Here is a 23,645-nt window from a genome sequence, read left to right as displayed (position 1 = left end):
ACAGCGCGCCGCGCGCGTGACGGAACCGAGCGCCAGCGAGGTGGAGTCATGAGCGTGCGCAGCTGGCCCCAGGTGCTCGGAACCCTCGCCGACGGTGGCGACCTGGCCGCGGACGACACGGCGTGGGCGATGGACGAGATCATGTCGGACAACGCCACCCCGGCCCAGATCGCGGCGTTCGGCGTCGCTATCAAGATCAAGGGGCCGACCGCCGCCGAACTGACCGGCCTCGCCACGGGCATGCTCGAGCACGCCAGACTGGTGCACATCGACGGCGACGCGGTGGACATCGTCGGCACCGGCGGTGATCGATCCGGTTCGGTGAACATCTCCACCATGTCCTCGATCGTGGTCGCGGCGGCCGGGGTGCCGGTGGTCAAGCACGGCAACCGCGCGGCCTCGTCCAAGAGCGGCGGCGCCGACGTGCTCGAATCGCTGGGTGTGCGGCTGGCGCTCGGGCCGGAGGCGGTGGCGCGCTGCGTGCGCGAGGTCGGGATCGGCTTCTGTTTCGCGCCGGTATTCCACCCCGCGCTGCGTTTCGCGGGTGCGGCGCGCAAGGAAATCGGCATTCCTACTGTCTTCAATGTGCTCGGGCCGCTGACGAATCCGGCCCAGCCGCGCGCCGGGCTGGTCGGATGCGCGTTCGCCGAACTGCTCCCGGTGATCGCGGGCGTGTTCGCCGGACGCGGCGGGAGCGCGCTGGTGGTGCGGGGTGACGACGGGCTCGACGAGATCACCACGTCCGACACCACCACCGCCTGGGTGGTGTCCGGCGGCCAGCTGCGCGAGACCACGATCGATCCGACCCGCCTCGGCATCCCGCGCGTCGACCTGGAGGCGCTGCGCGGCGGCGATGCCGAGGTCAACGCGGGCGTGGCACGCAGCGTGTTCGCCGGAACGAGCGGCGCGGTGCGGGACGCGGTGCTGGTGAACTCCGCCGCGGCCATCGTGGCCTACGACTTGTCGCAAGGGGCAGTCGATTACGCGGCCGACGTGCACGACGCGCTGGCAGGCGGACTCGAGCGGGCCGCCGAGGCGATCGACTCGGGCAAGGCCGCTGCGCTGCTCGAACGGTGGACGAAGTTGACGGTCACGCTCGGCGATCGCTGAACCCTGACGTCATCCGGCACGCGGGTCGTGGCCGCACTCATAGAAAAGGGCTCGCCGAGCACCGGCTCGCAGGTTCGATGCCGAAGGCGATGCGCTGTGATAGCTGAAGTGCATAGTATGGGGTCAGCGCGATAGCTGCATAGTGTGTCTACTACCTAGCCGACTCGGCGCGAGGATGGGCCGAACGGCTTCGACTGGCGAGGAGCACAGCATGCGACGCAGTGTTCGAGCAGTACTCGGGACCCTTTCGGCGGCCGCGATCTGCGCCGCCGCGCCGCTCGCCGTGGCCGACGAATGTGGACTCTTCGTCGACGGTGTGAACTACACCAACCGAAACGGATGCCTCCTCCTCGGCGAGGACGCGCCCCGTAATTTCGAGAACGGCACCGACAGCGTGGTGACCATCTATGCCGACGCCACCTGTGGTGGCATCTCGACCGGAGTGCTGTCTGCACACGACAGCGGCACATACACCGGTAAGTCGATGATCATCAGCTGATCGGGTCGCTCCCCGGTTCGACTGACGAGGAACGCGCTATGAAACACAGCGTTCGTACGACACTCACGGTGCTCTTACTGGTGGCCATGTTCGCTGCCGCGCCGATAGCCGGTGCGGCAGAAGGCGAATTGCTCGTCGACGGCACCGACTACGGCGGGCAGTCCGGCTGCATCGACCTCGGCCCCAACGCGCCACGCAAATTCAAGAACAACAGCGACCGCACGGTGACCATCTACATGAATGTCCACTGCGTCGGTGCCGCCTCCGGAATCATCACCGCCCGCGGCAGCGGCACCTACACCGGCAGTTCGATGCTGCGGAGCTGATCCTGGCTCACTCCCCCAGCGAGAATCCGGCCTCGGTGTCCGCGCTGGCGTAGGACTTGAACGCGATGTGCGTGGTGGTCCGGGCGACCCCGGCGACCTTGTCGATCCGGTTGGTCACCACCTCGGCGATCTGCTCGTGATCGCGCACCCGCACGATCGCGATCAGATCCACGTCACCCGCGCAGGAGTACACCTCGGCAACACCGTCGGTGTCCGCAACGGCCTGGGCGGTCTCGGGAATGCGGCCATTGTCGGCGTCAATCATCACGATCGCGGTAATCATGCGCTCAGCCTAAGCGGTCGATGTACGCCTCCTCAGCGGGTTGGGCGTGCGCCGCCGCATCCGCCACCTCCGCCCACCCCGACCACCGCGCGGCGCCATACATCGGCTCCCGATAGCCCTCGGTGGTCCGCACGATCCGCACCCCCGCCCGCGCCAGCCACCGCGCGATGAGAGCCGCCTCCTCCGGCGAGGCGCCGCGCAATGGGGGCACGTTCACCGGGACCCAATCCGGCCCCGGAGCGTCGACCGCCGACTGCGCTTGGGCCGCAACATCGCCTGCCGAGTTGAAGCCTGTTGCGCCATCATCCGCCGGGTTGTCCGAATCTTCGAGGTGCTGACGGTGATCCGGCGCGGCAGCGGCATCCGACCCACCCAGATGCCCCGAGACGACGGGTCTGGCGTGATCCAGCCCGGATTCTGCCCGCGATGTTCCAGCCAGACGGCCAGCACCCTGCGCGGGCACAGACGATCGGACCGCCAGGTCCACAGCGATCTGGGCCTGTGCGGATACACCGCCCTCGGGGATCACTGTTTCGGCCGCGGCAACGATCTGTTCGACGACAGCCATCGGCGGCACTCCCCGCACGGCGTTCCCCGCGCCCGCGAGGCGTCCGTAGCGGATGACCGCGAACTCCCAGCCGCCCGCGCCGTCGGGGTGGGCGGCGATCAATTCCGCGATGCGGGCGACGGCGGCGAGTCGCTGGGTGCGGTGCAGGGCGCGCACGACGGCGGCGGTTCGGTCGCGTAACCGCGCCGCTGCCTCGAAATGTTCGGCGCGGGAATGGGTTTCGATGGTGTCGAGCATGGTGCGCAGCGGGGCATCGGAGTAACCGGCGAACAGTGCGCGGACGAGGGCCGGAGCGGGTGCGTATTCCTCTGTATTAATAGGAGTGCCACTGACGGCCGCGGGGCACCCGCCGACGATCGCGGGCGGGCACTCGTGCAGGCCACGCCGAGGCAGCCGAGTGCCGCAGGTGCGCAGGCCGGTGTATTCGGCGATGATCACCGCCAGTTCGGCCGCGTCGGCGCGAGAGTTGAAGGGCCCCAGCGCATCCCGGTTCGGGGTGCGGACGATGGAGAATCGGGGGAAGGGCTCGTCGGTGAGCGTGATCCACCAGGCGCGCTTGGGGAACTTGGAGCGGCGGTTGTACGGCGGGGCGTGCGCGACGAGCAGGCGCAGCTCGCGGACGCCCGCCTCCAGCGCGTGCGCGCAGACCACGTGGTCGACCCTGGTGGCCAGGGCGACCATCTCTTTCATCCGGCCCCGGGTCTCCGAGCCGGTGAAGTAATTGCGCACTCGGCGGCGCAGATTCACCGCCGTGCCGATGTAGAGGACCTCCTCGGCCGGACCGCGGAACAGGTACACGCCGGGGCTCGCGGGCATATCGGCGGCGAGGACGCGCTTGGCGCGCTGGCGCGGGGTGACGTCGGGCAGGTAGTCGACCAGCTCGGTGAGGCTGTGCACGCCCTGATTACCGACCCGGGCGATCAGCGCGTGCAGCACGTCGACGGTCGCCCGCGCGTCGTCCAGCGCCCGGTGCGTCGGCTGTGTGCTCGCGCCGAGCAGCTGGGCCAGCGCGCTCAGCCGGACCGACGGCGCCTCGTCCCGGCCGAGCACGCGGCGGGCCAGCTTCACGGTGCACAGCACGGTCGCCGCGGGCCATGCCATGTCGTGCGCCGCCGCCGCGGCCCGCAGGAACGCCATGTCGAACCGCGCGTTGTGCGCGACGAGCACCGCGCCCGACGCGAATTCGAGGAAACCGGGCAGCACGGACGCGATGGTGGGCGCCGCGTAGACCATCGCGGTGGTGATCCCGGTGACCTGCACGATCGCCGGCGGCACCGCCCGTCCCGGGTTGACCAGCGTGGCGAACTCGCCGAGCACCTCACCGCCGCGCACCTTCACCGCGCCGATCTCGGTGATCGCGTCGCCGCCGGGACTGGTCCCGGTCGTCTCCAGGTCGACGACCACGAAGGTGGTGTCGTAGAGGGGCGTGTCTAGGTCATCGAAGACCAGCTGCTTGGCAATGGCCTTGCGCGGCGCGGGGTCGGACACGGGCTGGAGCGTAGGGGGTGGGTCCGACAAGGATGGGCGCACGCGGGCAGAGTTCGGCGCACACGAAAAAGCCAGGAAATGTCTGAATTACAGCGTGCGTATTTACGCTCGGGTACCCAGGAAATGATCTAGAACGTGGAAAAGTGATGCAGGTCACATTGTTGCATAAAGCGTATCAATCGGTCGGGCGTGTCGGATTCCGCGGACGGGCCGCTTGCCGCTCGCTGTGACCGATCACAGCGAGCAGGCCAACCGGTCAGTGTTGGACCCGCAGGTGTCCCCGAGATGAACGTAGCGACCTGGGGAAATGTCTAAACGGTTCACTTCGGGGCGCCGGTCGGCCATGGCATGGCTGACCGGGATAGCGACCGGGAAGCTCGTCGGCGGCAATGCATCGTTATCTGTTCGTGATTGTTGGGATATATCTCACACTGATTAAGCGTGAATTCAGACCCGCGCACGCATTTGCCAGGAGCCGGACTTTACAAACCCCCGTGATGTGTTCGTAACCTTTTCGAGACCTCACGGAGTCCGACGCACCAACTCGGTGCGAACGACACGAAGTCCGCGGCACCAGTCAGGGTGCGGCGTCGTGGGGCAGATTGGGAGTACCGCATAATGACGACCAAATCCGTCAAGCGTTCGGCGCAGCGTGCCGTCGCCGCCGGGGCCGTCGGCGCTGCCACCATCGGCGCGTTCCTGCTTCCGGCCGCCCCCGCATCGGCTCAGCCGGTGAACATCCCCGGCGTGGGAACCTTCGAGGTGCCGAACGAGATCCAGATCCCGCAGGGCATCCCGGGCATCGAACTGCCAAGCCAGTCGCCGCTGCCGTTCGTCGCCCCGAAGCGGACCATCGGCGAGGAAGCCCTCGACGCCGCCATGAGCAAGCTCGGCTCGCCGTACGTGTACGGCGCCGCTGGCCCGAACGCGTTCGACTGCTCCGGCCTCGTCAAGTGGTCCTACGAGCAGGCCGGCCTGGAGCTGCCGCGCACCAGCGGCGCCCAGCTGTCCGCGGGCAGCCCGGTCTCGATGGACGACCTGCAGCCCGGCGACCTGGTGTCGTTCTACGGCGGCGGCCACTCCGGCCTGTACGCCGGTGACGGCAATGTCGTGCACGCGTCCACCGCCGGCACGCCCGTGCAGGTGGCCCCGATCTCCTCGATGCCGGTCGCCGGAGCCCGTCGCTTCTGAGAAACCGCTGGTCGGGCCGTACGTTGCGGCCCGACCGCCGGACGGGCGCTGTGATCATTTCGTTCTCTACTGGACACAGACCCAGGCCGTTCCGTAACCTAATCGAGACCTTCTCGAAGTACCCGAGGCTCGCACAGCGCAAACCTCGTTTTCGATGAAGGTGCTCATCGGTTCAGATCGTCGGTTCCAGAGAGATCGTTTCACGAGAGAGCGGGGCAAGGCAGGCTGTGGCAGCGCACCGGAGACATGGCACGCGACGTCTGGTCGGCGGAGCACTGGCGGCCGGAGTCCTGGCCACCACCGCCCTTTACGGTGGCAGTCCGGCTGGAGCTGATCCGGTCGCGCTCCCGTCCACGGCCACCGAGGCCGTGCAGCGGATGATCGACCTCTCGCGACAGTCCGAGCAACTCAACCAGCAGGCGCTCGACGCTCAGTCCGACCTCGACGCCAAGCAGGTGATCCAGCGCGACGCCGACGCCAAGCTGGCCGCGAGCACCGACGTGGTGAACCAAGCCCGCGCCGAGGTGCGCAAGTACCAGCCGATCATCGACCGGACCGCGATCGCCGCCTACCAGGGCGCGCGCACCAACCGGCTGTTCGCCGTGCTGGTCAGCGATTCCCCGCAGCAGCTGCTCGACCAGATGTCGACGCTGGACGTGCTCGCCGCCCAGACCTCCGCACAGCTGGACCAGTACAAGGTGGCCACCGACTCCGCCGACGCCGCCGAAATCGTCGCGCGCCGCGCCGCCGACGAGGCTCGCGCGGCCGCCGACAAGGCCGACACGGTGCGCGCCGATCTGGAACGCAAACGCAGCGACCTCGGCGGCGCCATCGCCCAGGTGGTGCAGGCGTGGGGCTCGCTGTCCACCAAGGACAGGTCCGCGCTCGCCGGATCCCCCTTCCCGCCCGGCTTCGACCGCGACAGCCTGCTGCAAGGACTGGTTCCCGGCAGCGGCACCAGCGCACTCGCCGCGGGCCTCACCCGCATCGGCGACCCTTACGTGTGGGGCGCGACCGGCCCGAACCAGTTCGACTGCTCCGGCCTCGTGCAGTGGGCCTTCAAACAGGTCGGCAAGAACGTGCCGCGCACCAGCTCCGCGCAGGCGACCTACGGCACGCCGGTCGCCAAGGACGAACTGCAGCCCGGCGACGTCGTGTTCTTCTACTCCGACATCTCCCACGTCGGCATCTACGCGGGCAACGGACTCATGCTGCACGCCTCCACCTTCGGCGTCCCGGTGGCCGTCGCACCCATGGGCTCGACGCCCTATAACTCCGCTCGGCGATACTGACCAACTATGAATGGGCATGACCTGTCCACACTTTTCGGTCGCGCCGTCCGCGGACCTGCTCCAAGCAGCGGAGCAGCGGCGATGAACGAGCACGCCCGCGCGCGAACCGACGGTGTCGCGCCTGATGGGGCCGGGTGTCGGCGACGCGGAGTCATGAGCAGCGAGGCGCGGTCGTGAGTGGCGTGCGGGGGTTGCGCGCGTGGTGGTCGGCGCGGCGGCGGTTCGAGTTCTGCCTGACCGTGGCGATGATGGTCGCGCTGACCGGGTTCTGTGGTGCGCTGGTCATGCTGCCGAACTCGGCGCTACCGAAACCACATGCGGCACAGGCGACCGCCGATGCTGTCGGTCAGGCCCCGGCCACCGATCCGCGGCTGGCCGAGGTGCGGCGCAGCATCGAACCGTTCGGGCCGATCCTCGCCCAGCAGGTGGCGACCGGCGACGGACAGCAGTCCCTGGTCGTCGGCCATCCCGCACAGCGGACCGAAATCGACGTCCTGGAGCGGGAACTCGCCGCTGCCACCACCGCGGTCAGTGACGTGTGGGGCAAGGACTGGGCGCAGGCAACCACGGTCGTCGTCGCCTCCTCCCCGTCCGAATTCGCCGGACTCGTGCACGCGGGCAGCATGTCCGCCGAGGTCGCCGCCGCGTCTGTGGCCGACCCATTCGCACCGGGGACTCAGCCCACCGGCCAGCGCATCGTGTTCGGTCCCGACGCGGGCCGTCGCCTCGACCCCGACGGCTTACGCACCCTGCTCCGCCACGAACTCACCCACATCGCCACCCGCGCCGAGACCCGTGACGGCGCACCACTGTGGATGCTCGAGGGCTTCGCCGACTACACCGCCCACCGCGGCCAGGGCCACCGCTTCGCCGATGTCGCGCCCACCCTTACCGCGCAGGCCCGCCGCCACGACCTCCCCGGCGATCTCCCGGCCGACCCCGACTTCACCGGTCGCGACGCGGCGGGCACCTACGAACAAGCCTGGTCCGTCTGCGCCTACATCGCCGACAAATACGACCAGCCGCGCTTGGTCGAGCTCTACCGCCAGATCGCCGCCGACCGCCAGACTCCGGCCAGCGAGGACCAGATCCTGCAGAACGTGCTCGGCATCAGTCGCGACGACTTCGTTGCAGGCTGGCGCAATTGGCTGTCGACGCAGACGGTCTGAGCCGGGCACTTGGAGCGTCGACATGTCAGCCAAGGCACGCACGCGACCCGGTCGCTGGCTGGCGGCCGAGGCCAAACGATCTGAGCCCGCCGCGGACGTGACAAAGGCTCGTCAGCGAGCGAATCGCCGCAGCCGCACACCTTTCGACATCCGCACGCGTGTTAGTGCGGCGAGTCGGTGTGTGGGAAATCAGAAGGTGTGCGGCTGTTGTGGTCACAGCCCCGCTCGGCCGTCGCAGTCACTCGGCGGCAAGACCCGAGGGGCAGGGACACGCCGCGCGGAGTAGCGCGAAATCCAACACAGTAGGTTGTCACCATGGCCCGAACTCTGCTGGTGACCAATGATTTCCCGCCGCGGCCGGGTGGTATTCAGTCCTATCTGCATGCCTTGGCCGGTCAGCTCCCGCCGGACGATCTCGTCGTGTACGCCCCGCGCTGGCGCGGCGACAGCCACCTGAAATTCGATGCCAAACAGAAGTTTCAGGTGGTCCGCCACCCCACCACGCTGATGCTGCCGACCCCGCTGGTGACGCGCCGGGCCGCGCGGCTGCTGCGCAGCGAGAAGTGCGACACGGTGTGGTTCGGCGCGGCCGCACCCCTCGCCCTTATGTCGCCGATGCTGCGCCGCGCGGGCGCGGAGCGCATCCTGGCCAGCACGCACGGGCACGAGGTCGGCTGGTCCATGCTGCCCGGCGCCAGGCAATCGTTGCGTCAGATCGGTGAGCACACCGACGTGATCACCTACGTCAGTAAGTACACGCGCGGGCGTTTCGCGTCGGCGTTCGGCCGTAACGCCGCACTGGAGTACCTGCCGCCGGGCGTGGACACCGACGCGTTCGGCCCCGACCCGGCCGCTCGCGCGGAACTGCGCGACCGCTACGGACTCGACGACCGCCCGACCGTCCTCTGCCTGTCCCGCCTGGTCCCCCGCAAGGGCCAGGACGCGCTGATCGTCGCCATGCGCGAGATCCGCGACCGGGTCCCCGGGGCCGTGCTGGTGATCGCGGGCGGTGGACCCTACGAGGAGAAACTGCGCCAACTCGCGATCGCCACCGGCGTCTCCGATGACGTCATCTTCACCGGCCGCGTCCCCTCCGGCGAGCTCGCCGCCCACCACACCCTCGCCGACGTCTTCGCCATGCCGTGCCGCACCCGCGGCGCGGGCCTCGACGTGGAAGGGCTCGGCATCGTCTACCTCGAAGCCTCCGCCTCGGGCGTGCCGGTCGTCGCGGGTCGTTCCGGTGGTGCGCCGGAAACGGTCATCGAGGGCGAAACCGGGCGCGTCGTGGACGGACGCTCCGTCCAGCAGATCACCGATGCCCTGGTAGACATCCTTTCCGATCCCGACGCGGCGAAGCGGATGGGTGCCGCGGGCCGTGCCTTCGTCGAGGAACGCTGGCGCTGGGACACCCACGGTGCCCGGCTCCGCCAGCTACTGCGGTGATCACTGCTGGGGTGTATACGCCTCGATCCGATACGCTCTCGTACGTGAGGGAGCGCAGCGAGCGAACCATGGACACAGCGCCGGTGGGCACGACGGAGCCGAGCGCTAGCGAGGTGCAGTCGTGAGCACTATTCAGGTCGCCGATCAAACCTTCGTCGCCGCGCCGGGGATCGCCGTCGCCGATGTCCTATCGGCATCGAACAACTGGCGCCGCTGGTGGCCGGACCTCACGCTCGTCGTCCGGGAAGATCGGGGCGACAAGGGAATCCGCTGGACCGTTTCGGGCGCACTGGACGGCACCATGGAAGTCTGGCTGCAACCCGCGCTGGACGGAGTGATCGTGCACTACTTCCTGCACGCCGAACCGCAACCCGCGCTGCCGCAGAACCGGATGGCCGCCGCCAACCGCGCGCGCCGCGTGGCGGGCCGGAGCATGGCCTTCGAACTGAAATCCCGGCTGGAGGCAGGTCGCCCGGCGGGCGTCGCACCCGCGCACGCCTCCTGACGCTCACCCACCCCGCGCCGGCTCCGCCGGCCGCCGTCCCCAACCGACGCTGAAAGGAACCGCTGTCCGCCATGGCCGACAGGACCCAGAGGTCGATCATCATCGAGGCCACGTCGCAGCAGGTGATGTCCGTCATCGCCGACCTGGAGTCCTACCCGGAGTGGGTCTCGGCGGCGAAGTCGGTCGAAGTGCAGGAAAAGGGACCGGACGGCCGGGCGCGCACCGCGCGGTTCGTGCTGGACGCGGGCGTGGTGAAGGACAGCTATGTCCTGTCCTACACCTGGCAACCCGACAACAAGGCGGTCAGCTGGACGCTGGTCAGCGGTGAGCTGCAGAAGGCGCAGAACGGCACCTACGAACTCATCGATCAGCCCGACGGCAACACCGAGGTCGTCTACACGCTGACCGTCGACCTGAACATCCCGATGATCGGCATGTTCAAACGCAAGGCCGAGAAGGTGATCACCGATACCGCGCTGAAAGAACTGAAGAAACGGGTCGAAGGCTGACGACGCACACGACCCGGGTCGAACTGTTCATCGGCAAAGGCGGGGTAGGCAAGACGACGCTGGCGTGCGCCACCGCCATGTCCTATGCCAGGGCGGGCAGTCGGGTGCTGGTGGCCTCGCTCGACCAGGCGCACTCGCTCGGCGACGCGCTCGGCTTCCGCTTTCCGCACGATCCCGGCACCGTCACCGGCATCGCGAACGTGCTGCCCGGCCTCGACGTCATCGAGGTGGATTCCCTTGCGCTGCTGGAGGATCGGTTCCGCGACGTGGTACGCGTGCTGGCGCCGGGCGTCGGCCACGAGCACGGCATCGACCTCGCCGCGCTCGACCCGGCCGAGCTGACCGGCCTGCCCGGCGTGCAGGAACTGCTGATGCTCGTCGAGATCACCCAGTTCGCCAACGAGGACGACTGGGACGTGATCGTCGTCGACTGCCCGCCGTCGGCCGACATGCTGCGCATCATCACCGCGCCGGACACTCTGCTCGGCTATCTCGAGCGGATCTGGCCGCCGCACGCCAGGGCGATGAGCACGGTCGGCACCGATCTGCGCCAGGCCATCCTCGCCGCCACCGTCGAACGGATCGTCAAGGCGGTCACCGAGGTCCGCGATCTGCTCGCCGACCATCAGCGCACCGGCGCGCGGCTGATCACCGTCGCCGAGCGGGTCACGCTCGCCGAATCAGAACGGGTCCGCTCCGCCGCCACACTGCTCGGGCTGCGACTGGACGCGGTGGTGGTCAACAAGGTGCTGCCGCCGACATCCCCGCTCGACACCGAACACCCAGCGGTGCACTGGTATCTGAACCGGCGCGGCGAACAGCTCGCCGCCATCGCCGAATTAGAACGTGCCATGCCGGGTATCCCGCTGCTGATCGCCCAGCACACCGGACCGGAGCCGATCGGCCTGACCTCGCTCGCGGCCCTGTCGTACGCGGCGGACTCGGACAGGAACACCGGCGGCACAGGACCTATGCTGAGCGACAGTCCGGCGGAGGTTGACGCGAGTTCCGGCGAACCGGTGGTTCGATGTGAATCAGGCACCGGCCTGCGCGCGATATACACACTGCGGATGCCCCTGCCCGTTGTCGATGCGGCGACGCTGCGACTTGGCCGAGTGGAGGACGATTTGATCGTGGGAGCGGACGGTGTCCGGCGGCGAGTTCGTCTAGCGCCGGTGTTGCGGCGGTGCACGGTCGACGGTGCCGAACTCGACGGAGGACATCTCGTGGTGCGTTTCCGGCCGGATCCGGAGTTATGGCCCGAAGGTAGCGGCGATGAGCGGTGATCGAACGTCCGGATTCTTCCGGCGGGCTGCCGAAGGCCGGGAGATGAGCGGGACCGGTTTCTTCGGGCGCGGCGGCAAAGAGCGGGATCAGGCTTCCGAAGGCCAGGAGATGCCGGTCGATGCCGGGGATCGCGAGTCTGCGGACCCTGGTGCGCACAGTGATCGGATCGGCGGTACTGGAGGGAGCGCCGAGGACACCGCGAGTGGTTCGGGTGGCAGCGCTGAGGCGCACGCCAACCGGAGTAGCGACGGGCCGGACATGGGTGGTACCGCGGGCACCGAGCGGCCGAAAGGCGCTGCGGGCGAAGGCATTCCGGAAGACGGCATGGCCGAGTTCGTCGCGGAGTTGAAGCTGCTCGCCGAATCCGTGCTCGAGCGGGTGGAGCCGGTGTTGCGCCAGGCCGCCGACGGGCAGGTCGAATGGTCGAGTTGCAGTTGGTGTCCCGTCTGTGCGGCCGCCGCGCTGATGCGCGGGCAACACCACGAGGTGCTGCAGACCGTGGCCGATCACGGCACCGCCATCGTGACGGTGCTGCGCGAGGCGTTGGCCGGAGTACCGGTCGATCCGGTCATGCCGGAGTCCGATCCGGCTGACGGACCACAGCACAATCACGGTGTGCCACAGGATAATTCACCCCGCGCGGAATCGACCGCCGCACCCAACACATCGCGGACGACCAAGCGGTCCCGCTATGTCAGCATCCCCGTGACGATCAAGGGATGACGCACCGCATAGCAGGTGCGCGACCGCTGACCGTCGGAATCGACGTCGGCGGCACCAACATTCGCGCCTCCGTGATCGACAGCAGCGGCGAGGTCCTCGACACCGTCCAGGCGCCGACGCCGCATTCGGCCAAGGCGCTCGAGGACGCGCTCGCCCGCTCCGTCCGTGAGCTGTGCCAACGGCATCCGATCGGGGCGGTGGGCTTGGCCGTCGCCGGCTTCATCACCGGCGACCGCACCACCGTCCGCTTCGCCCCGCACCTGCCCTGGCAGGACACCCCCGTCGCGCAGCGGCTCAGCGAACGGCTCGAGCTGCCCGTCATCCTCGAGCACGACGCCAACGCCGCCATGTGGGCCGAGTATCGGTTCGGCGCGGCCGCGGGCGGCCACAACGTGGTACTCGTCGCGATCGGCACCGGCATCGGAGCCGCGCTGCTCATCGACGGCAAGTTGTATCGCGGAACCCACGGCGTCGCACCGGAACTCGGGCATCTACAGGTGGTACCGCAGGGTCGCTCCTGCCCGTGCGGCAAACACGGCTGCTGGGAAAGGTATTGCAGCGGAACGGCACTCGCCGACACCGCGATCGAAATGCTGGCCACCGACCCGGTCCGCTCGGTCCTCGCCAAGGACGTCTACCGCGACCCGGGCTCACTCACCGGCCGCCGCGTCGCCAATGCCGCGCAAGACGGTGATCCGCTCGCGGTCCGCGTGATGGCGGATTTCGCCCGCTGGCTCGGCCTCGGCCTGGCGTTCGTCAGCGACATCTTCGATCCCGACCTCGTCGTCATCGCCGGCGGCGTCAGCAGCTCCGCTCCCCTGTTCCTGGACGAAGCCCGCGAGGAATACGCCCGCTCGGTCACCGGCGCGGGCCATCGCCCCCTCGCCCGCATCCGCACCACCCAACTCGGTGAGGCCGCAGGCATGATCGGCGCCGCCGACCTCGCCCGCGCGGCGCTGATCGAGAACGAACGCAAGTCCTCCCGGGTAGCCCGCAGCCACTGACCCCACTCGTCAATGAGACCTGACCGGGTCATCGACAGCCGTAGATCATGAAGCAGCAGCGCCCAACTCGGCCACGGTGCGGGCTTCCGGGAGAGAACAAAGATTGGTTTCATCACCTGGGGCAGTGGTATTCAACAGAGGAAGGCTTGCTTCGGTCGCCGATGACCTCATTCCGGTCGCCGAGGAATCTGCTTCCGGTCGCCGATTACGGCGCGTCCGCCTGCGCATGGCAGAGTGTGGTGAGATTCGCCGCTGCGGTTGGATGTGATCTAGCTCCAGCGGTAAAGTCGGCAACTGACGCAGGTGCCCGCCTCAATCCCGGTCCCGGGGGAAGGACGTCATGTTCTACTGGCTGCTGAAGTACGTGCTGCTGGGGCCGTTCATGCATCTCTACAATCGACCCACGGTCGAAGGTGTGGAGAACATTCCGGCGGATGGTCCGGCGATCATGGCGGGTAATCATCTCTCCTTTGCGGACTGGCTGTTCGCGCCGCTGCTGAGCCCGCGGCGAATCAACTATCTGGCCAAGGCCGAATACTTCAACACCCCGGGCATCAAGGGCGCGTTCCAGAAGTGGTTCTTCACCACCTCCGGTCAGTTCCCGATCGACCGCACCGGCGCCGACGCGGCCGAGGACGCCCTCAACGCCGCGCGCAAGCTGCTCGACCAGGGCCGCCTCGTCGGCCTCTACCCCGAGGGCACCCGGTCCCCCGACGGCCGCCTGTACAAGGGCAAGACCGGCTTGGCCCGCCTCGCACTGGAAACCGGCGTCCCCGTCATCCCGGTCGCCGTCATCGGCACCGACGACGTGAGCCCGCCCGGCCCCTTCCGCTGGCGCCGCCGCAAGGTCACCGTCAAATTCGGCACCCCCATCGACTTCTCCCGTTACGAAGGCATGGGCGGCAACCGTTTCGTCGAGCGCGCCGTCACCGACGAAGTCATGTACGAACTCATGCAACTCGGCGGCCAAGAATACGTAGACGTCTACGCGGCCAGCCTGAAGAAGAACGTCCCGAGCGCACGCGAAGCCACACGCATCCCGCACACCGCCGCCAGCTGAACCGTCCCGCCCAGCAGAACGCCGCTAGTCAGCTGACTAGTGGCGTTCTCTGTATCCAGGCACTCGCCACGCGCGAGCAGGGTCGTTGAACGCAATCGAGGTGAGTCAAATGGTTGCTGTTGGAGATCAATTAGCCGCCCTATGACTCACCTCGATGGGCTCGTACCGCTGGCGTGGCTCGCGCCCGGTTACGGCGTGGTCAGGATGGCGGTGGTGAGGTGGGTAGCGTAGGCGACGATTTCGGGGCGGGAGGCCGGGATTCGGCCTGCGAGCCAGTCCAGGAAAAGCGAGACGAGAGCGCCGGAGAGGGCGCTGATCGGCATGGTGAGATCGCTCGGGGTGAGCTGGGCGGCCCGGTCCGGGGACAGTTGGGTGGCGATGAGGCGGACAAAGTCGGGGAGGGCGGCGGCGCCGTGGGTGCGCAGGGTGTCGTCGGCGAGAGTTTCGCGGAACATGATGCGACCGCGGCGAGGGTCGTCTTCGAAGTAACCCGCCGCGGCGTCGAAAGCGGCGTGGATACGGGCGATTTCGTCGGCGGGGGCGGCGGCCAGCCGGGTGGTGACCGCTGCCAGCAAGCCGTGCGCGACTTCGTCGTAGACCTCGACGAGCAGCGCCTCGCGGTCGGGGAAGTTCTCGTAGAAGTAGCGCAGGCTCAGCCCGGCCGTGCGGCAGACCGCGCGCATGGTGGTGGCCGCCGCGCCGTCCGCGCCGAGCAGTTCGAAACCGGCGCGCACCAACTGGTCCCGCCGCTCGGCGGAACGGGCGGCCATAGTGCTGCCGCGCCAGGTGTTGTCAGCTGAACTCACGGTCCTGATGATGTCACGGGAGCGTCGAGTGGTTCGGCGGCGTGCGGCAGTGCGCGGTTTTCGAGTCGGCGGATCAGCTCGTGCGTTGGCGCGTCGAGGCTGAGATAGCGATCGAGCGCGACGTTGACGGCGCCACGCAGCAGCGCGTACGGCTCCCAGGCACTCGGTGCGATCGTGCGCGGCGCCCGGCGCGCGATGCCGTCGGCGATGGTCGCGGCGGCCTCGGCGGCGGTGATACGCCGGTTCAGCGGCCAGGGCAGCAGCCTGCCTACCTCGCGGCCAAGCTCGTCTTCGTCCAGGGTGTGGTGGGTCATCGCGGTATCCACGATGCCGAAGTAGGCCACTCCCGCGCTGGCCCCCACCGCGGCGAGTTCGACGCGTAGCGCGCGACCGAGTTGTTCGACGCCCGCCTTGCTGATCATGTACGGCGACCCGCCCATGCCGGGGGCGAAGGCGGCGCAGGAGGACACCACCACGACATGCCCACGGGCAGCGACGATGTCGTCGAGGGCCGGACGCACGGTGTTGAACACTCCGGTCAGATTGATCGCGAGGACCCGGTCGAAATCGGCGGGGTCCATCGTGCGAATCGTCGCCGGAGCGGGCGTCACTCCGGCGTTCGCGACCACAAGGTCGATCCGGCCGAACCGTTCGCGAACCTTCTTCGTGGCTTCGACCATCTCCTCGCGATCGGCGACGTCGGCCCGTACGGCGAGAGCCCGCTCGCCCAATTCGCGTGCGGCAACGCGAGTTCTCGCCGCATCGAGGTCAATCATCGCCACCGAGGCGCCGCGCCGATACAGCTTTCGAGCCAACTCCAGTCCGATCCCCTGCCCCGCACCGGTGATCACCACCACCCGGCCGCGCACATCGAAACCCGCTGTCGACCAACGTAAACCCAGCATCACGCTACCGTCTTTGCAAGGTCGGTCTTCCGGACTGAATTCGACACAACCATCGGCGGCCCTGCATGCCCAGCCACGCGACAGTGATATCTGTGGTCGGTCGCCACACGGTCACCGCCCCTTGCCCCGAGCTGCATTACTCCCGCCGCCGGTCGCCCTAAAGGCCGCATCATCCACGCACCTCACTCGTCTGATAGGCATCCTGATCGAATCTGCTTGTGCGGCGGGCGTATTCGAAGCTCCAGTTCGGGTACAGGCCTGCGTTGCCGGTGCCGTCGGCGGTTTGGTAGTAGCTGCGGCAGTTTCCGGTCACCCAAACGGTGTCGCGGCTGCGAGCGTCCATTTCCTGAAGGAAGGCCCGTTGTGCTTCCGGGCGTACTTCGATTCGCTGGAGTCCGTTGTCCCGCATCGTTTTCAGCGCGTCCACGAGGTAGGTGACCTGTGCTTCGATCATGTAGATGGCCGACTGGTTTCCGGCGGCGCCGAAGGGGCCGAGGGTGGTGAAGAAGTTCGGAAAACCGGTCACCGTGGTGCCCAGATAGCTTTGCGGGCGTTCGCGATACAGCTCGCCCATGCTCCGCCCGTCGCTGCCGCGCACTCGGTCGAATACCTGCGGCGGCACGCCGAAACCGGTGCCCCAGATGATGGTGTCCACCTCGTGGTCCACGCCGTCGTCGGTGCGGATGGAGCGCGGTCCCACCGACGCGATCCGCGCGGTGACCACCTCGACGTTCGGCTTGGTGAGCGCGGGATAGTAGGCGTCGGAGAAGATCGCTCGCTTACAGCCGATCATGTAATCGGGGGTCAGCCGTTCGCGCAGCCGCCGATTCCGCACCTGCCGACGTAGCTGGAGCCGGCCCAGCGCCTCGTACGGGTGCCGGAATCGTTTGTCCACGAAGCCGACCAGCCCGAACCCCTCGATGCCCGCGAAATACGCGCCGCGGACGGCCTTGCCCAGCAAAGGCATCCGCCGCAGCATGGTCCGCTCGAGATCGGAGGTTGCCCAGTCCAGTCGCGGCACGATCCACGGCGCGGACCGCTGAAACACCGTCAGCTGCCGCACCATTGGCTGGATCTCGGGAATGAACTGCACCGCCGACGCCCCGGTCCCGATAACGGCAACCCGCTTGCCGGTCAGGTCGTGTTCGTGATCCCAATGCAGCGAATGGAATTGAGTGCCGGTGAAGTTCTCGCCCCCCGGCAGCTCCGGAATCCGCGCCTCACTGAACGGCCCGATCGCCGAGACCAGCACATCAGCCGTCATCGACCCCTGCGAGGTGTCGATCCGCCAATACCCGCGCGCATCATCCCAACTCGCCGCCAACAGCTCGGTGTTGTAGCGAATATGTTGCGGCACATTGAATTTCGCCGCAACACTGCGTAGGTAGTCGAGAATCTCCGGCTGTGTGCCATACCGGCGCGACCACTCCGGATTCGGTGCGAATGAATACGAATACAACATCGACGGCACATCACAGGCACATCCGGGGTACGTATTCGCACGCCAAGTACCGCCGAGCTCGCCAGCCCGCTCCAGGATCACGAAACCCTCGAAACCCGCCTCCCGCAATCGCACCCCGAGCCCGATCCCCGCGAACCCGGCGCCGACGACCGCGACAGCCACATGCTTTTCATCGAGCCGCACGTCGCCCGTACTGCGTTCCTGGTCCATCTGGCCTCCTAGCAGGGCCGCAGCCCGTTCGACCAGGCCGCCCGCCGGGGCGGAACAGACAACGTCGCTTCAAAGGAATCACTTGATTCCATTGGAATCAGATGATTCCCCTATGGGTTGAGGAAGTCAAGGACACGCGTCGGGATCTGAGGGGACGGCCGATTCGGTGACCACGCACGATGCCCGGCCCAGACGAGGCGCCCGCAGCCGACAATGGGTGAAAATCACTGCCACTATCGAAAGGGCCGCTGGAGGCCGATACATTCGACTTCACGCGCCGGTAGCCGCTGCCTCGCAACAACTTCCAGCTTCAGAGCAGTAACGCTCCCGCGCGCTTGATGGTCCTGATGATGGGGGCGGTCTCCATCGAGTTGACGCCTCGCAGCGGAGCGATCCGTTCGGTAAGAAACAAACTCAGGTCAGTGGTGTCACGGCAGTTGACCGCCACCAGCAGATTGGTCGACCCGGTGGTCAGCGCGGCGAAAGCAACCTCGGACCTGCGCGCCAAGGCTTCGGCGACATCCACGACGTAAGCGGGCTGCGCGTTGATCCACAGCCTGGCCTCGGTGCGGAACCCGATCGCGGCAGGCGGCATATCGAGGTGGAACTGCAACACACCCATCCGACGCAGTGCCACGAGACGCCGCCGCACCGTCGACTCCGACCACCCGGTCGCCGTCGACAGTTCCGCGTAAGAGGCACGACCATCCCGATTGAGCGCATGCAGCAATGCCCGCTCCCCATCGTCCAATTCGACTGGCGCGGTGGATGATTCGACCACCGGCGGTTCGAGAACCGCCACCTGCTCCGGCGACAGCGCCGCCACCCCCGCCCACCCCGACGGCAACGCGAATCCACGCAACACCAGATGCGCCGAAACCGCCACCACCCGACTGGTACGCGGCAATTTACCCAGCAGCAACGCGTCCTGCTCCTGACCGCTCGCTGCCTGCACGGTGCACGAAACCTCGGTCCCACCGGACAGCAGATACACGAATGACGTGTCCGAACGATCCGCCAGCGCCTTGCCCACCGACATCGCGGCATCAGGCGCACACCGAACCCGCACCGTCCAGGACACGTACCCCAGCCGCCCGCCATTCACCATGCCGACCACCCGCACCACCCCCTCCCCCCGCAACCTGCGATACCGGCGCGCAACCGTGTTCTCCGAAACCCCCAGCACCCCGGCAATGTCACGAAACGCAGCTCGCCCGTCGACATGCAGCGCATGAATCAGCCCACGATCGACAGCATCCATTGGCCAAGAATAAATCTGTGACGGTATCCGGCACACACCTTCTCCAGGATGGTGAAGACGACGGTCCGCACGCCGGATCCACTGGAAGCAGATACTGGTGCGGAAGATTCCGCCCGCCGGCCTGCCCGTGCGGCACGTGGCACGACGAATGCTGGGACACGCAGGTATACAGCCCGCTAGAAGCATTCCCGGTGTGGAGAGGCCATCTGCCAGCCTCCGTGGCGCGACGAATGCTGCGGCGCGCGGGCCACCCCGTTACCCAATCAGACCGGACCCGTTCACATTGCGTTGAGATAGCTGGTCCAGGGTGATCCCATGACTGGTTCGACCTTTTCCCGCCGCACCCTGCTGCGCACCTCCGCACTCGGCTTGGTGGCCGCCCCCGCGCTGGCCGCGTGCTCGTCGGACGGACCGGCCCTGGTCCGGCAGCGGCCGGTGCTGACGCACGGTGTCGCGGTGGGTGATCCGCGCAGTGACGGCGCGCTGATCTGGGCGCGGGCCGACCGGCCCGCGACGCTGATCGTGGAGACCGCGGCCACCGAATCATTCACCAACGTCAGGCGATTCACCGGACCGTTGCTCACCCCGGATTCCGACGGCACCGGCCGGGTGCGCGTCAACGGCCTGCCCGCGGGCGAGCAGGTGCACTACCGGGTCACTCTCGAGAGCGACGACGGCGGTGCCTCAGAACCGATCACCGGCGTGTTCCGCACCGTACCGACCGGCGCGTCCGACATCAGGCTGCAGTGGTCCGGCGACGTCGTCGGCCAGGGTTACGGCATCAACCCCGACCTGGGCGGCATGAAGATCTTCGCCACCATGGCCGCCCGCGACCCGCACCTGTTCCTGCACTCGGGCGACTCCATCTACGCGGACAACCCTGTCAAGGAATCGGTGACGCTCCCCGACGGGCGAATCTGGCGCAACATCGTCTCCGAGGCGAAAAGCGCTCCCGCGCAAACCCTTCAGCAGTACCGCGGCGCGTACGCCTACAACCTGACCGACCAGAACTACCTCCGCTTCAACACCTCGGTCGCCCAGGTGGTGCAGTGGGACGACCACGAGACGGTCAACAACTGGTACCCCGGCGGCCTTGTCCCGGAGTCCAAGGGCTACACCGAGCGCAGCATGGACACCCTGGCCACCCGCGCCTGGCAGGCGTTCCACGAGTGGATGCCGGTGGAACCCAAGGAGGCGGTGGACGGTCGCCTCTACCGCAAGATCTCCTATGGCCCGCTGCTGGACATCTTCGTGCTGGACATGCGCACCTACAAGGACACCAACGACGCCGACAACGGACCCGAGGGTCGCATCTTCGGTCCGGCGCAGACGAAGTGGTTGATCGAGGGCCTGCGCGACTCGAACGCGACGTGGAAGATCGTCGCCAACGACCTGCCGCTCGGCTTGGTTGTCAAGGATGGTGAACAGCCGAACACCACCGCGTTCGAAGGCCCGGCCAACGGCGACCCCGGCCGGCCATCCGGCCGGGAAACCGAGATCGCCCAGGTGCTCTCGGCGATCAAGGCGAACAAGGTGACCGACGTGGTCTGGCTGACCGCCGACGTGCACTACACCGCGGCGCACCACTACGCCCCCGAGCGCGCGGCGTTCACCGACTTCGACGAGTTCTGGGAGTTCGTCTCCGGACCGCTCAACGCCGGCGCGTTCGGACCGAACCCGCTGGACGCGACGTTCGGACCCGAGGCGGTGTTCGTGCACGCGCCGCCGGTGCAGAACAGTTCGCCGCTGGACGCCTTCCAACATTTCGGCGAGGTACAGATCGACGGTAAGTCAAGGGAACTGACAGTCAATCTGTGCGACGCGAGCGGATCCGTGCTGTTCAGCCAGCGACTAGAACCGACCGTCCGGTAGCACACGAGATCGGGGAGGCGTCGCGGGCCGCGCTGTAGTAGTTTTCGTGCCATGAGCACGCCGCAGTTTGTCTCCGCCGAGGAATACCTGCCCCGCGATACGGCGGATGTCGTTCGCACGGTTCGGGATTCACGCGGCCGCGCGGAACCGCTCACCGTGCGCGGCGGCGAGCAACTCGACGATGGACTCACGCTGCCCGCCCAGCCGACGGTGGTGTCGCTGCGCCGGATGAATCAGGTGCTCGACATCAACCTGGGGCGGCGGACGGTGCGGGTGCAGGCCGGCGCCAAGCTGTCCGACATCGATCGGCGGCTCGGCGCGCACGGGCTCGGGCTGCCGATCGTCGGCGACCACCGCGACATCACCGCGGGCGGATTCGCGTCCGTGGGCGGCGTGAGCGCAGCCTCGCACAAGTACGGCATGTTCATCGATCAGATCGTCGATCTGGAATATGTCGACAACGACGGACGCATCGGCACCTGCGGGCGCACCCACCACGCCGAGCGGTTCCACCGCATCCTCGGCGCGGGCGGGCGCGCGGGCATCATCACCGCGCTCACCCTCGACGTGATGGACATCGACAAGGACCGCACCTGGCTCACCACCAACGCCGACCGGTTCCTCGACTTCGACTCCTTCGTCGAACATGCCTACGCCGAGATCATGCGGCCGGGCAATGCGGCACTGCAGGTGGGTCGCTGGGTCGACACCGCGCCGCTGAAGGTCGCGCGGCCGGGCGGCGTCGGGCATGTGCAACTGGGCACGGTGCGGTTCGGGCAGTGGTCCACGCTGCATCCCACCGTGCCGACCCGCTCGGTCCGGGCCCGGCGTGAGGTGGGCTCCCGTGCGAGGAAGTCGCTGGGCGTCATCGCCTCCGCCGCCAGCGGCCCCGCCGGCATGCCGCTGCGCAACGCCGCGGCAGGCGCGGTGCTGTTCGCGCCGAAGGTGCAAACCCTGCGCGACGCCGAGTACCTCGCCGACACCGCGCTCAGCTCGTCCGAGCGCGGACCCGCCTACCGGGTCGGCATTTTCGCGCCGCTGTCGAGCTACACGTCGGTGTTCTACCGCCTGCACGACCTGTTCGCCGGGCATCGCGAGCGCACCGGCTGCTTCACCGTCATCTCCGCGATGACCTACGGCGTCCGCTCCCGCTACCTGCGCTCCGAATCCGCCGCCCGCGGCCTCTCCCCCGAAGACCACGGCCTGATCACCTTCACCAGCCGCCTACGCCCCGCCGCCCTCCCCTCAGAACTGTTGCGCGACATCGTTTCCGGGATCGACGAGATCTGCCGTTCGGAGAACGCACTGCGGTACGAGTCGGAGGAGTAAGCGCTGGTGTGCCATGCCAGGCACACCCCGCGCCGCGGTGAGCTGCGTCCGAAACGTCGCTACGGTGTCGGCGCCTCGCGGGAACACGCGATTCGACGCGTGGGCGCGTTACAAATCACGCTTCCATCTGATAGTGAAAGAAATGCTTTTAGAGTAGGACCGCGTGGTTCGGAATAAGACATTCGTTGCCGTCAGCGTCGTGGATGGAAGCGATCTTCCTTTTTCCACTCGACGCGCCGGTGTCGGCCGGGTACGCCGGTAAGGGTTTTGTTCGGCAACCACAGATGCGCTAACCTTTCGGCGACTCGAACCATGCACACACTCGGCTGATTGCACAGACCTGTCCAGGCACCTCGAAGGAGTAGTGGGAATACCCACCCGATTCCGGCGCGAATACCGCACCTCGATCACACCCTCCGGTGCCTCGACATTTCGAAGCGATCGGTATGCAATTCCTGCGGACGCACCATGCCGCGGGCATGATCTCGTTTGTTCCGGCGTCAATCCTGATCATCCGTGGAGGAAAATTGACACTGTCGCATCGCACCCGCACGGCAGCGGCCGCCGTGTTTCTCACCGGGACCATCACTTCGAGCGCCGTCGCCTATGCAGCCCCCTTCGAGCCGCCGGCGGATACGGACAGCTCACAACTGACCAAAATCATGAAAGATCAATACGGCCCGACGCTGGCCACGGCGATTTGCACCCCGGGCGATCTGCCTGATTCCGTTCTGTCCCAGTTCGCGGAAGTCAGAGATCAGAGCCCGCTCGACGGTGGTGCCGATGCTGAGCTGGAAGCTCGCCGTGTCATCAAGGTCAAGGCGACCGGAATCAAAAACAAGGACGGGGTCTACAATCCGGGACCGGCGTACGGCGAGGCTGCCAGGAAGGCAATCGAGAACGGCAAAGGCGGTAGTTACAACAATGCCTTCCGCCGCCTGATATGCGACAACGAAGAGGTAGCGGCGGACTACGCTGCCACGCGAAAGTCACTCAAGGAGAACCTGAAGTTCAAGCCCGGCTTCGAGGAAAATAGCAAACTCGTGAACTTCGAATACGTGAAGCTTATGAAAGAGTACGACATCCTGTGCAAGGCAGGGCTGCCGCTGGCGCCGGCCGGGGAGCAGACGTGCGGCAACGCCGCCAGCAAAAAGCTCGCCCAGTCGGAAGAGAAGGACAACTAACTCAGCCTCGCACAACGAAAGAACCGCCACCCCCGCATCGCCGCGCACCGCAATGGCGATGCGGGCGGTAGTGCGTCGCGCAACGAATCCAGTCACGCCGGTCGATCAGCCAACCTGTCGGTCGCGCGGGCTCGACCGCTCCACTTCGCAACACTGAGC

General features: G+C 67.4%; 22 protein-coding genes. 16 read left to right on the top strand and 6 right to left on the bottom strand.

Annotated features, from left to right (window positions below):
* The first annotated feature begins 48 nt into the window (after window positions 1-48).
* The 3 genes from trpD to ACIBCN_RS03010 all read left to right on the top strand — a co-directional run bounded on the left by trpD (window position 49) and on the right by ACIBCN_RS03010 (window position 1,935).
* Window positions 49-1,110 (top strand): anthranilate phosphoribosyltransferase, encoded by a 1,062-nt coding sequence (gene trpD, locus ACIBCN_RS03020; protein ID WP_396989780.1) that lies wholly within the window; start codon window positions 49-51, stop codon window positions 1,108-1,110.
* Window positions 1,111-1,321: 211 nt separating this feature from the next.
* Window positions 1,322-1,609, top strand: a complete 288-nt coding sequence (locus tag ACIBCN_RS03015; RefSeq protein ID WP_396989779.1) for a hypothetical protein — start codon at window positions 1,322-1,324, stop codon at window positions 1,607-1,609.
* Between the two features lie 38 nt (window positions 1,610-1,647).
* Window positions 1,648-1,935 carry a hypothetical protein gene (locus ACIBCN_RS03010; RefSeq protein ID WP_396989778.1) on the top strand — a complete coding sequence of 96 codons (288 nt, stop codon included), beginning with the start codon at window positions 1,648-1,650 and terminating at the stop codon, window positions 1,933-1,935.
* 7 nt (window positions 1,936-1,942) lie between these two features.
* Here ACIBCN_RS03010 and ACIBCN_RS03005 read toward each other — a convergent pair whose 3' ends face one another.
* Window positions 1,943-2,218: an Lrp/AsnC ligand binding domain-containing protein gene (locus ACIBCN_RS03005; protein WP_357382007.1), complete on the bottom strand. Its 276-nt coding sequence runs from the start codon at window positions 2,216-2,218 to the stop codon at window positions 1,943-1,945.
* Window positions 2,219-2,222: 4 nt separating this feature from the next.
* A complete protein-coding gene (locus ACIBCN_RS03000) occupies window positions 2,223-4,274 on the bottom strand; it encodes a DEDD exonuclease domain-containing protein (RefSeq protein WP_396989777.1) in 2,052 nt (683 codons plus the stop codon).
* Between the two features lie 618 nt (window positions 4,275-4,892).
* On the opposite strand from ACIBCN_RS03000, the gene ACIBCN_RS02995 reads away from it, so the two are divergent.
* The 10 genes from ACIBCN_RS02995 (at window position 4,893) to ACIBCN_RS02950 (ending at window position 14,457) form a co-directional block, all read left to right on the top strand.
* A complete protein-coding gene (locus tag ACIBCN_RS02995; protein ID WP_396989776.1) occupies window positions 4,893-5,465 on the top strand; it encodes a C40 family peptidase in 573 nt (190 codons plus the stop codon).
* A 227-nt stretch (window positions 5,466-5,692) separates the two neighbouring features.
* On the top strand, window positions 5,693-6,757 hold the full coding sequence (locus tag ACIBCN_RS02990) for an NlpC/P60 family protein (protein ID WP_396989775.1): 1,065 nt from the start codon (window positions 5,693-5,695) through the stop codon (window positions 6,755-6,757).
* A gap of 173 nt (window positions 6,758-6,930) precedes the next feature.
* The gene (locus ACIBCN_RS02985; RefSeq protein ID WP_396989774.1) at window positions 6,931-7,926 is read left to right on the top strand and encodes a hypothetical protein; all 996 of its coding nucleotides are present in this window, start codon (window positions 6,931-6,933) and stop codon (window positions 7,924-7,926) included.
* A gap of 315 nt (window positions 7,927-8,241) precedes the next feature.
* Window positions 8,242-9,369, top strand: coding sequence for a glycosyltransferase family 4 protein (locus ACIBCN_RS02980; protein WP_396989773.1), 1,128 nt, complete (start codon window positions 8,242-8,244; stop codon window positions 9,367-9,369).
* 121 nt (window positions 9,370-9,490) lie between these two features.
* The gene (locus ACIBCN_RS02975; protein ID WP_396989772.1) at window positions 9,491-9,874 is read left to right on the top strand and encodes a polyketide cyclase / dehydrase and lipid transport; all 384 of its coding nucleotides are present in this window, start codon (window positions 9,491-9,493) and stop codon (window positions 9,872-9,874) included.
* A 71-nt stretch (window positions 9,875-9,945) separates the two neighbouring features.
* Window positions 9,946-10,383 carry an SRPBCC family protein gene (locus ACIBCN_RS02970; RefSeq protein WP_396989771.1) on the top strand — a complete coding sequence of 146 codons (438 nt, stop codon included), beginning with the start codon at window positions 9,946-9,948 and terminating at the stop codon, window positions 10,381-10,383.
* A complete protein-coding gene (locus ACIBCN_RS02965) occupies window positions 10,380-11,669 on the top strand; it encodes an ArsA family ATPase (protein ID WP_396990169.1) in 1,290 nt (429 codons plus the stop codon). The genes ACIBCN_RS02970 and ACIBCN_RS02965 overlap by 4 nt, the downstream gene beginning before the upstream one ends.
* On the top strand, window positions 11,659-12,393 hold the full coding sequence (locus tag ACIBCN_RS02960; protein WP_396989770.1) for a hypothetical protein: 735 nt from the start codon (window positions 11,659-11,661) through the stop codon (window positions 12,391-12,393). Before ACIBCN_RS02965 ends, ACIBCN_RS02960 begins: the two co-directional genes overlap by 11 nt.
* Window positions 12,390-13,397, top strand: a complete 1,008-nt coding sequence (locus ACIBCN_RS02955; RefSeq protein ID WP_396989769.1) for an ROK family protein — start codon at window positions 12,390-12,392, stop codon at window positions 13,395-13,397. Before ACIBCN_RS02960 ends, ACIBCN_RS02955 begins: the two co-directional genes overlap by 4 nt.
* Before the next feature lie 340 nt (window positions 13,398-13,737).
* Window positions 13,738-14,457 carry a lysophospholipid acyltransferase family protein gene (locus tag ACIBCN_RS02950; RefSeq protein ID WP_396989768.1) on the top strand — a complete coding sequence of 240 codons (720 nt, stop codon included), beginning with the start codon at window positions 13,738-13,740 and terminating at the stop codon, window positions 14,455-14,457.
* Window positions 14,458-14,645: 188 nt separating this feature from the next.
* On the opposite strand, the gene ACIBCN_RS02945 is transcribed toward ACIBCN_RS02950, so the two are convergent.
* From ACIBCN_RS02945 to ACIBCN_RS02930, 4 genes are all read right to left on the bottom strand, one after another.
* Window positions 14,646-15,263 (bottom strand): TetR/AcrR family transcriptional regulator, encoded by a 618-nt coding sequence (locus tag ACIBCN_RS02945; RefSeq protein WP_396989767.1) that lies wholly within the window; start codon window positions 15,261-15,263, stop codon window positions 14,646-14,648.
* Window positions 15,260-16,168 carry a short-chain dehydrogenase/reductase gene (locus ACIBCN_RS02940; RefSeq protein WP_396989766.1) on the bottom strand — a complete coding sequence of 303 codons (909 nt, stop codon included), beginning with the start codon at window positions 16,166-16,168 and terminating at the stop codon, window positions 15,260-15,262. Before ACIBCN_RS02940 ends, ACIBCN_RS02945 begins: the two co-directional genes overlap by 4 nt.
* 169 nt (window positions 16,169-16,337) lie before the next feature.
* Window positions 16,338-17,840 carry a flavin-containing monooxygenase gene (locus ACIBCN_RS02935; RefSeq protein WP_396989765.1) on the bottom strand — a complete coding sequence of 501 codons (1,503 nt, stop codon included), beginning with the start codon at window positions 17,838-17,840 and terminating at the stop codon, window positions 16,338-16,340.
* Between the two features lie 310 nt (window positions 17,841-18,150).
* Window positions 18,151-19,101: an Lrp/AsnC family transcriptional regulator gene (locus ACIBCN_RS02930; RefSeq protein WP_396989764.1), complete on the bottom strand. Its 951-nt coding sequence runs from the start codon at window positions 19,099-19,101 to the stop codon at window positions 18,151-18,153.
* 315 nt (window positions 19,102-19,416) lie between these two features.
* On the opposite strand from ACIBCN_RS02930, the gene ACIBCN_RS02925 reads away from it, so the two are divergent.
* The 3 genes from ACIBCN_RS02925 (at window position 19,417) to ACIBCN_RS02915 (ending at window position 23,486) form a co-directional block, all read left to right on the top strand.
* Entirely contained in the window at window positions 19,417-20,973 is a 1,557-nt protein-coding gene (locus ACIBCN_RS02925; protein WP_396989763.1) for an alkaline phosphatase D family protein, read from the top strand.
* 51 nt (window positions 20,974-21,024) lie between these two features.
* Entirely contained in the window at window positions 21,025-22,302 is a 1,278-nt protein-coding gene (locus ACIBCN_RS02920) for an FAD-binding oxidoreductase (RefSeq protein WP_396989762.1), read from the top strand.
* 479 nt (window positions 22,303-22,781) lie between these two features.
* The gene (locus ACIBCN_RS02915) at window positions 22,782-23,486 is read left to right on the top strand and encodes a hypothetical protein (protein ID WP_396989761.1); all 705 of its coding nucleotides are present in this window, start codon (window positions 22,782-22,784) and stop codon (window positions 23,484-23,486) included.
* Window positions 23,487-23,645: the final 159 nt, after the last annotated feature.

The sequence above is a fragment of the Nocardia sp. NPDC051052 genome (assembly GCF_044456045.1).
Classification (GTDB): domain Bacteria; phylum Actinomycetota; class Actinomycetes; order Mycobacteriales; family Mycobacteriaceae; genus Nocardia.
This window is presented reverse-complemented; position numbering and strand designations above follow the sequence as displayed.

Coding starts and splice junctions, on each gene's coding strand:
- ACIBCN_RS02915 (WP_396989761.1), top strand. CDS start 22,782: ATGATCTCGTTTGTTCCGGCGTCAATCCTGATCATCCGTGGAGGAAAA.
- ACIBCN_RS02980 (WP_396989773.1), top strand. CDS start 8,242: ATGGCCCGAACTCTGCTGGTGACCAATGATTTCCCGCCGCGGCCGGGT.
- ACIBCN_RS03005 (WP_357382007.1), bottom strand. CDS start 2,218: ATGATTACCGCGATCGTGATGATTGACGCCGACAATGGCCGCATTCCC.
- ACIBCN_RS02920 (WP_396989762.1), top strand. CDS start 21,025: ATGAGCACGCCGCAGTTTGTCTCCGCCGAGGAATACCTGCCCCGCGAT.
- ACIBCN_RS02955 (WP_396989769.1), top strand. CDS start 12,390: ATGACGCACCGCATAGCAGGTGCGCGACCGCTGACCGTCGGAATCGAC.
- ACIBCN_RS02970 (WP_396989771.1), top strand. CDS start 9,946: ATGGCCGACAGGACCCAGAGGTCGATCATCATCGAGGCCACGTCGCAG.
- ACIBCN_RS02995 (WP_396989776.1), top strand. CDS start 4,893: ATGACGACCAAATCCGTCAAGCGTTCGGCGCAGCGTGCCGTCGCCGCC.
- ACIBCN_RS03015 (WP_396989779.1), top strand. CDS start 1,322: ATGCGACGCAGTGTTCGAGCAGTACTCGGGACCCTTTCGGCGGCCGCG.
- ACIBCN_RS02930 (WP_396989764.1), bottom strand. CDS start 19,101: ATGGATGCTGTCGATCGTGGGCTGATTCATGCGCTGCATGTCGACGGG.
- ACIBCN_RS03010 (WP_396989778.1), top strand. CDS start 1,648: ATGAAACACAGCGTTCGTACGACACTCACGGTGCTCTTACTGGTGGCC.
- ACIBCN_RS02940 (WP_396989766.1), bottom strand. CDS start 16,168: ATGCTGGGTTTACGTTGGTCGACAGCGGGTTTCGATGTGCGCGGCCGG.
- ACIBCN_RS02925 (WP_396989763.1), top strand. CDS start 19,417: ATGACTGGTTCGACCTTTTCCCGCCGCACCCTGCTGCGCACCTCCGCA.
- trpD (WP_396989780.1), top strand. CDS start 49: ATGAGCGTGCGCAGCTGGCCCCAGGTGCTCGGAACCCTCGCCGACGGT.
- ACIBCN_RS02950 (WP_396989768.1), top strand. CDS start 13,738: ATGTTCTACTGGCTGCTGAAGTACGTGCTGCTGGGGCCGTTCATGCAT.
- ACIBCN_RS02935 (WP_396989765.1), bottom strand. CDS start 17,840: ATGGACCAGGAACGCAGTACGGGCGACGTGCGGCTCGATGAAAAGCAT.
- ACIBCN_RS02960 (WP_396989770.1), top strand. CDS start 11,659: ATGAGCGGTGATCGAACGTCCGGATTCTTCCGGCGGGCTGCCGAAGGC.